Genomic DNA, 7,129 nt, shown 5'->3' with positions numbered 1-7,129 from the left:
AACAATAACATTGTAAAACTGCCTAAAGCACGAATAAAAAAAGACCGTCTAAAAATAGCTTTTAAGACGGCCTCTTTGGTTTATAGATTTTAAGCTTTTCGCTTAAATCTCATTTCATTCACCAGTTCCCAGTCATTACTGCCTTCCTTAGGCAGGTAAATATTCCATTGGATATTATTTTCATCGGTCTTTGAGATTTGATGTTTAGCCTGTTTTATCTGGTCATCTTCAGGATAATGTTCAATCATTTCGTACTTTCCGTTTCCAAGATCTTTCCATTCTACTTCAGAAATATCAATTCCGTTAGGATTTACAGCATCGATATAGGCCATTTGATATTTTTGAGTCAAAGCATTATAGGCTACAATTCGCTCACAGCAGGCCTGGTTGTTTTCCCGGCTATGAACCACTCTCATTACCGATTCTCCAGGCAGGTAACTAATGCTGTTATAGCTAAGTGGTAGGGTGGTGGCTACGCCATCTCTGTGGCCGGTTTGGGTGACCTCCCATTCCCCGGAAAGAATATCCATAGCTTTATGCCTGTTTTCCAGTTTTGCCAGCTTGGAAAGCGAGGCTCGCTTCATTTGCAATTTTTCGTCTTTATCTGAAATATTCTCAGCTAAGGCTGCCGATTTTTTAAAATGTTTTTTAGCTTCTTCCTTGTTGCCATTTTCTAATAATAAATCGGCATAGGAATCGTAGGGGTTGGCCTCATCGGGATACTCTTCAATTTGCGCTTTAAATAATTTTTCTGCGGCTTCAAGGTCTTTATCCTCCATCATTAGTTTATAGGCCAGTTGATTTAAAGGTTCCTGCAAACCCTCGTATTCCTTATTGGCTTTTTCTTTATAAACTTTCATCGTTTGTTCAAGGCCTTTTTCTTTATAGGTCTTGTAAAGCTCATCGTTTAGAGCCTTGTTATCCTGAGCGAGTACTACACTGAAACTTAGCAACAGGAACAAGCTCAACATCTGGTGAAAAATTGTACCTCTTTTCATAATTCTGTTGTTTTTGGTTGAAGCTTAAATTTACGTTATAAAAAGCTGTATATCAACACTTAGAGATAAGTATGAAGTCTTGAAAATTTCCTGTTAAAACCTGAATTATCGTCTCAATTATTCTGATTTTATTGGGCACGGCATAAAAAACCGGTCAATTTTAAAGCCGGGGGCCGGACAAATAAAAAGTTCAAAAACGGGGGAAATCCGGTAGTGAAAGAAAGTCTAGAATATAAGGCGACTTTAGCCTTAACTAATATAATTCCAGATATTTTTATGCTTCACCAGTTGAGAATAGGTGAATCTTAAAACCCGGTTTTTCTCGAGTTCCAGGCCGGGATCTTCTTTTAGAATTTTTGAAGCTTCGTGGCGGGCGATTTTCAGCAATTGATTATCCTTAACAATATCGGCGATTTTTAAATTCAACACCCCGCTTTGCTGGGTGCCCATTAAATCTCCAGGGCCACGCAATTTTAAATCTACTTCGGCGATTTCAAAACCGTCGTTTGTAGAAGTCATAGTTTGCAGCCTGGTTTTGCTATCGGCAGAGAGTTTATGGCCGGTCATTAAAATGCAAAAGCTCTGCTCGGCGCCACGGCCCACTCTTCCCCTAAGTTGATGCAGCTGAGAGAGCCCAAAGCGTTCAGCACTTTCTATTATCATCACGCTGGCATTGGGTACGTTTACGCCAACTTCTATGACCGTGGTGGCAACCATAATCTGGGTTTCGCCCTTTATAAAACGCTCCATCTCATAGTCTTTGTCTTCAGGCTTCATCTGCCCGTGCACGATCGAAATTTGGAACTGCGGAAATTCCCTGGCGATACTCTCATAGCCATCCATCAAATCTTTGTAGTCCATTTTTTCAGACTCCTGGATTAAAGGATACACCACATACACCTGCCTGCCTTTGGCAATTTCTTCCCGCAAAAAAGCAAAAACCTTTAAGCGGTTTGCGTCATAGCGATGTACGGTTTTAATAGGTTTTCTGCCCGGCGGCAATTCGTCGATTACCGAGATGTCCAAATCTCCATAAAGACTCATCGCTAAAGTTCGCGGAATAGGGGTAGCCGTCATCACCAAAATATGCGGCGGAATTTTATTTTTACGCCATAATTTTGCCCGTTGTGCCACTCCAAATCTGTGTTGTTCATCGATAATCGCAAGGCCTAAATTTTTAAATTTCACCTTGTCTTCCAGCAGGGCGTGAGTGCCAATTAGGATGTCGATCTCGCCATTTTCCAGTTTTTCGTGGATTTCTCTTCGCTTTGAAGTTTTTGTTGAGCCCGTTAGTAGTTCTATGCTGGTGTTGAGGTCTTTGCATAACTCTAAAAGTCCGGAATAGTGCTGGACTGACAAAATTTCAGTAGGAGCCATTAAGCAGGCCTGGAATCCGTTGTCAAGTGCGATAAACATTGACATTAGCGCTACTATGGTCTTCCCCGAACCCACATCTCCCTGCAATAAGCGGTTCATTTGTGCGCCGCTTCCCAAATCGCTGCGAATTTCTTTGATCACCCGTTTCTGTGCACCGGTGAGTTCGAAGGGTAGATGCCGGGAATAAAATTCGTTAAAATTCTCGCCAATTTCTTCAAAAATCAAGCCCTTGATTTTTTGCTTCTGAAGCATATTTTTTTGAAGCAACTGCAGTTGAATGTAAAAAAGTTCTTCAAATTTTAACCGGTATTGAGCTTTGGCCAATAGCTCCTGGCTCTTCGGAAAATGTATATTAAAAAGCGCCTCGGCTTTAGGGATTAGTTTTAAATCTTCGCGTAAAGCATCGGGCAGGGTTTCCAGGAATTTCCCGTTAGATTCAATAAAAATTTGCTGAATCATTTTGCTCACCACCCTGTTTGTGATACCCGATTTCCCCAGTTTTTCGGAAGAAGGATAAATGGGCTGCATCGCTGTGCGCAGCTGTTTTTTGTAGTCTTCCACCAGTTCCATTTCGGGATGCGGCATACTAAAACTGCCGTTAAACCAATTGGTTTTTCCGAAAATCACATAGGGGGTGTTGATTTTTAAGTTTTCCCGAATCCATTTTTGACCTTTAAACCATACCAGCTCCATCTTTCCGGTTTCGTCTACGAAATCGGCTACCAGGCGACTGCCTTTTTTTTGAGCCACACTTCTCAATGCGACGATTTTTCCCACTACCTGCACTTCAGCCGAATTTTGCTGCAATTCGTTGATTTTATAAAACCTGGTTTTGTCGAGATAGCGATTTGGAAATAAATTCAGCAGGTCCTGGTAGGTGTGAATTCCCATTTCCTTCCGCAGTAAATCGGCTCGATTAGGCCCCACGCCTTTGAGATAATCTATGGGAGTTTGAAGTAAATTGGGATTCATCGAAACGAAGATATTAAAACTGATTTTATTTGAAGCCTGGCCTGCGGTCAATGCCAGGAATTATTTTAGTAATTTCGTAATTGTAAGTATGCTCAATGAACAAATTTCTAACTTTCCTTTGCCTGTTTTTGCTGAAATTCACACTCACCGCGCAGGTTGTAGATTCTCTGAAACAAACCCATTTAGTCGATTTCTTTAAGGCTGAAGCTTCGGTGAATATCTCTCCTGAAGCAAAGATAGTTTCAGGCGAAATAGTTTACGATTTCCATATATTATCCGAAACCGATTCAATTTACCTGGACGCCCGGGAAATGGAATTTCCAGAAGTGATTTTAAATTCTGAAGCAGCCGATTTTAGAAATGACGGTCGCAGAATATGGATAAAAAATAAGTTTACTCCATCTGAAAACAATCGACTGATTTTACAATTTTCGGCACGGCCAAAAGAGGCGATGTATTTTATTAACTGGGATCACCCCGATGCCGAACCCAAACAGGTGTGGACTCAAGGCCAGGGCAAATATACCTCGCATTGGCTACCCACCTCCGATGATATGAACCAAAAGAGCATTTTTAAGCTCAAAATAGATTTTAAAAGCAATTTTGAGGTGGCGGCTAACGGGAAGTTGGCAAAAGAAGAGCAGCTAAACGACAGTATAAAGCGTTGGAATTTTGAGATGCAGGAGCCTATGAGCAGTTACCTGCTGGCAGTGGCCGCCGGTGATTATAAAATTCAGAAATTGAGATCGGCTTCGGGAATTCCAATTTACAATTATTTTATTCCGCAAGATTCGCTCAAAGTAGAAGCCACCTACCGGCATAGCCAACAGATTTTTGATTTCCTGGAAAAGGAAATCGGTTTTGCCTATCCCTGGCAGGTTTACCGGCAAATCCCGGTGCAGGATTTTCTTTATGCCGGGATGGAAAATACCGCCACAACCATCTACAGCCGGGCTTTAATGACCGATGAAATCGGGTTTAAAGACCGAAATTACGTGAATGTAGAAGCTCACGAACTCGCTCATCAATGGTTTGGAAACCTGATCACTCAAACCGAAAGCAAACATCATTGGCTGCACGAAGGATTTGCAACTTATTACGCGCTTTTGGCCGAGCGGGAGATTTTTGGAACAGATTATTATTACTGGAAACTTTACGAAACCGCCGAGCAGTTAAAAGAATTGAGCGACAGGGGCAAAGGCCAGCCGCTGCTTGCTACAAGCGCCAGTTCGCTTACCTACTATCAAAAAGGTGCCTGGGCCCTGCATATTCTCAATGAAAAGATTGGAAGGGATGCCTTTAGGGCAGCGGTGAAAAATTTTTTGCTGAAGTATTCTTTTAGCAATGTCACCACCAAAGATTTTATTGCTGAAGCCGAAGCCGCTTCGGGAGAGGATTTAAGTGAATTCAGGGAAGATTGGCTGGAGCAAACCGCATTCCAGGCCACTGAAGCTTTAAATTCACTAAAGAAGTCTGAGTTTATAACTTCCTACCTTGAACTGGCAGCGATGCGGGAAACTGCACTTTCCTTAAAATCAGACTATCTCGGCCAGAAATTAAGCTTTCCCGTGAATGATTATAAGGGCCAGGAAGTGGTTTTTCAACTGGCGGGAGAAAGCGGCTATGAAGCCATCGAACTTTATAAACAGGCCTTCGAAACCAATAATATATTCGTACGGCAAGCCATTGCCAGCAGTATGGATGAAATTCCGCAGGAATTAAAAACTTCCTATGAGACTTTGCTTGGCGATGAATCCTGGCTTACCCGTGAAGCTGCGCTGCTCAATTTATGGCTTCAGTTCCCCGGAGACCGGGCGAAATATCTTCAAGAAACCCGGGGTCTTTCAGGATTTTATAATAAGAATATCGAAATGTTATGGCTCACCTTAAACCTGGTCACCCCTGAATTTGAGCCCGAAAATAAGCAGGAGGTTTATAACCGGCTATCGGGTTATACCGCGGCACACTGGCCTTTCGAAATTCGGGAAAATGCCTTTGGTTATCTCTATCAAATCAATTCTTTCACCTCAAACAACCTCAAAGATTTATTGCAGGGCGCAACCCATCATAATTACAGGTTTCGCGATTTTTGCAGGAAATTGCTCGATACTTTGTTAAAAGAGGAAGAATACAGGCAGCGCTTTTTTCAATTGGAAGAAGAGGTTTCAGGAAAGCAGAAAGAAATTCTTGATAAAAAACTGGGAGAATAAAAACCCTGTTAAAAAATTCTGTTTATTTTTCGGGAGAAGCTAAATAATAGCGTCTAATACTAATAAAAATAATTTAATGCGAGCATTGGTAATTTCTGGAGGAGGAAGCAAAGGAGCTTTTGCGGGCGGGGTAGCCCAGTATCTTATTCAGGAGCAGGGCAAAAAATACGATTTGTTCCTGGGCACATCTACCGGAAGCCTTTTGATCCCGCATCTTGCCGGCGGAAATATAGATAAGGTGTATGATATCTACACCAATGTTAATCAGCGTAAAATTTTTAGCGTAAACCCCTTTGTGGTAAAACGTAAAGATGGCCGCGAATATGTGACCATCAATTATTTAAATACGGTAAAACAATTTTTGCGGAAGCGACGCACCTTTGGGGAAAGCAAAAACCTTAGAAAACACATCGCCCGAAATCTTTCTCCTGAAGATTTTAAAGCGATAAAATCCCAGGTAAAAGATGTGGTGGTGACCGTATCGAATTTATCAAAAAACAGGGTGGAGTATAAGTCGATCAAAGATTTTGAATATGAAGATTTTTGCGACTGGATTTGGATTAGTTGCAATTATATTCCGTTTATGAGTCTTGCCACCAAAGATGGTTATGAATATGCCGATGGTGGTTTGGGATGCGTAGTGCCGATTAGGGAAGCTATAAAACGAGGAGCGAAAGAAGTTGATGCCATAATTCTCGAGGCCGAAAACCTGGAGCATAACAAGGTGCTGGGGAAAAACCCATTTTCGCTAATGATCAATCTCTTTGGGTTTTTACTGGACCAGGTTGAATACCACGATATTGTTGAAGGTAAATTAGCCGCACTCAATAAAAAGGTAAAACTTCATACCTATTATACGCCCACAAAACTTACAGAAAACAGCCTGGTTTTTAATAAAAAATTAATGGCCGAGTGGTGGCAGCAGGGCTTCGAGCACGCCCGTGAAAAACACATTCAATTAGAGGCTCAAAAGCGTAAGTTCTTCGGGCTTTTCTAGAAATTTTTTCGCACTTCAGTTTTCATAAAGGCCAGGGCAGCATCGGTAGGAGAGGGCTTATCCATTAAATGCTTCAGAATTTGCTCTCTAAGGTTATCGGCGCTGGTTACTTCATCCATTTGGGAGAGTTTTCTAATCATCGCGATCGTGGCGTTTTTTGCTGTTTTTATATAATCCCAGCAATCCTGACTTAAATAAATTTGTTGAGCGATGTTGTGCTCAAACTCCTGTTCTATGGTTTGAATAAGTAAACTTGCAAAAAGTTGTGGGTCGTCATCGGTGGGTTTTACACGGAATAACAAACTCCCTGGAGAAATGCGTTCAAGAAACAAGCCCATTCGCTCGTAGGCCTGCAGCCTTATTGGTAAAGCGGTGCGCTGGTTGTCTTTTTTCAGCAGAAAACTGCGGCGATATTGTTCGTTTTGAAGAAAGGATTTAAAGAAATAATAAGCAAGGGCCCCAATTACCAAAGCCGGTAAAATTGCTGTTAGCAGGGCGGTAAGATCTATTTGGTTCATCTGTAAATTTTATAATCAGGCTAGATTTTGTAGCCTTTGGCTTACTAAATCAAAATC

5 protein-coding genes are annotated in these 7,129 nt (G+C 41.6%); 2 read left to right on the top strand and 3 right to left on the bottom strand.

Annotation, left to right across the window (positions count from 1 at the left end; all coding sequences use genetic code 11):
- Positions 1–89: 89 nt before the first annotated feature.
- Together ACW6QP_RS08830 and recG are read right to left on the bottom strand one after the other, a co-directional pair.
- A complete protein-coding gene (locus ACW6QP_RS08830) occupies positions 90–998 on the bottom strand; it encodes a hypothetical protein (protein ID WP_457910500.1) in 909 nt (302 codons plus the stop codon).
- Between the two features lie 249 nt (positions 999–1,247).
- Positions 1,248–3,347: an ATP-dependent DNA helicase RecG gene (recG, locus tag ACW6QP_RS08825; RefSeq protein ID WP_457910499.1), complete on the bottom strand. Its 2,100-nt coding sequence runs from the start codon at positions 3,345–3,347 to the stop codon at positions 1,248–1,250.
- A 95-nt stretch (positions 3,348–3,442) separates the two neighbouring features.
- Between recG and ACW6QP_RS08820 the strand changes: the two genes are divergently transcribed.
- Positions 3,443–5,557: a M1 family metallopeptidase gene (locus ACW6QP_RS08820; protein ID WP_457910498.1), complete on the top strand. Its 2,115-nt coding sequence runs from the start codon at positions 3,443–3,445 to the stop codon at positions 5,555–5,557.
- Between the two features lie 76 nt (positions 5,558–5,633).
- The gene (locus tag ACW6QP_RS08815; protein WP_457910497.1) at positions 5,634–6,554 is read left to right on the top strand and encodes a patatin-like phospholipase family protein; all 921 of its coding nucleotides are present in this window, start codon (positions 5,634–5,636) and stop codon (positions 6,552–6,554) included.
- On the opposite strand, the gene ACW6QP_RS08810 is transcribed toward ACW6QP_RS08815, so the two are convergent.
- Positions 6,551–7,072, bottom strand: coding sequence for a DUF7935 family protein (locus ACW6QP_RS08810; protein WP_457910496.1), 522 nt, complete (start codon positions 7,070–7,072; stop codon positions 6,551–6,553). The two genes, ACW6QP_RS08815 and ACW6QP_RS08810, sit on opposite strands and share 4 nt — an antisense overlap.
- Positions 7,073–7,129: the final 57 nt, after the last annotated feature.

The sequence above is a fragment of the Salegentibacter haimaensis genome (genome assembly GCF_054121495.1).
This window is presented reverse-complemented; position numbering and strand designations above follow the sequence as displayed.

Bases quoted from the DNA above. Each gene is read 5' to 3' on its own strand.
- ACW6QP_RS08830 (WP_457910500.1), bottom strand. From the start codon at position 998: ATGAAAAGAGGTACAATTTTTCACCAGATGTTGAGCTTGTTCCTGTTG.
- recG (WP_457910499.1), bottom strand. From the start codon at position 3,347: ATGAATCCCAATTTACTTCAAACTCCCATAGATTATCTCAAAGGCGTG.
- ACW6QP_RS08820 (WP_457910498.1), top strand. From the start codon at position 3,443: ATGAACAAATTTCTAACTTTCCTTTGCCTGTTTTTGCTGAAATTCACA.
- ACW6QP_RS08815 (WP_457910497.1), top strand. From the start codon at position 5,634: ATGCGAGCATTGGTAATTTCTGGAGGAGGAAGCAAAGGAGCTTTTGCG.
- ACW6QP_RS08810 (WP_457910496.1), bottom strand. From the start codon at position 7,072: ATGAACCAAATAGATCTTACCGCCCTGCTAACAGCAATTTTACCGGCT.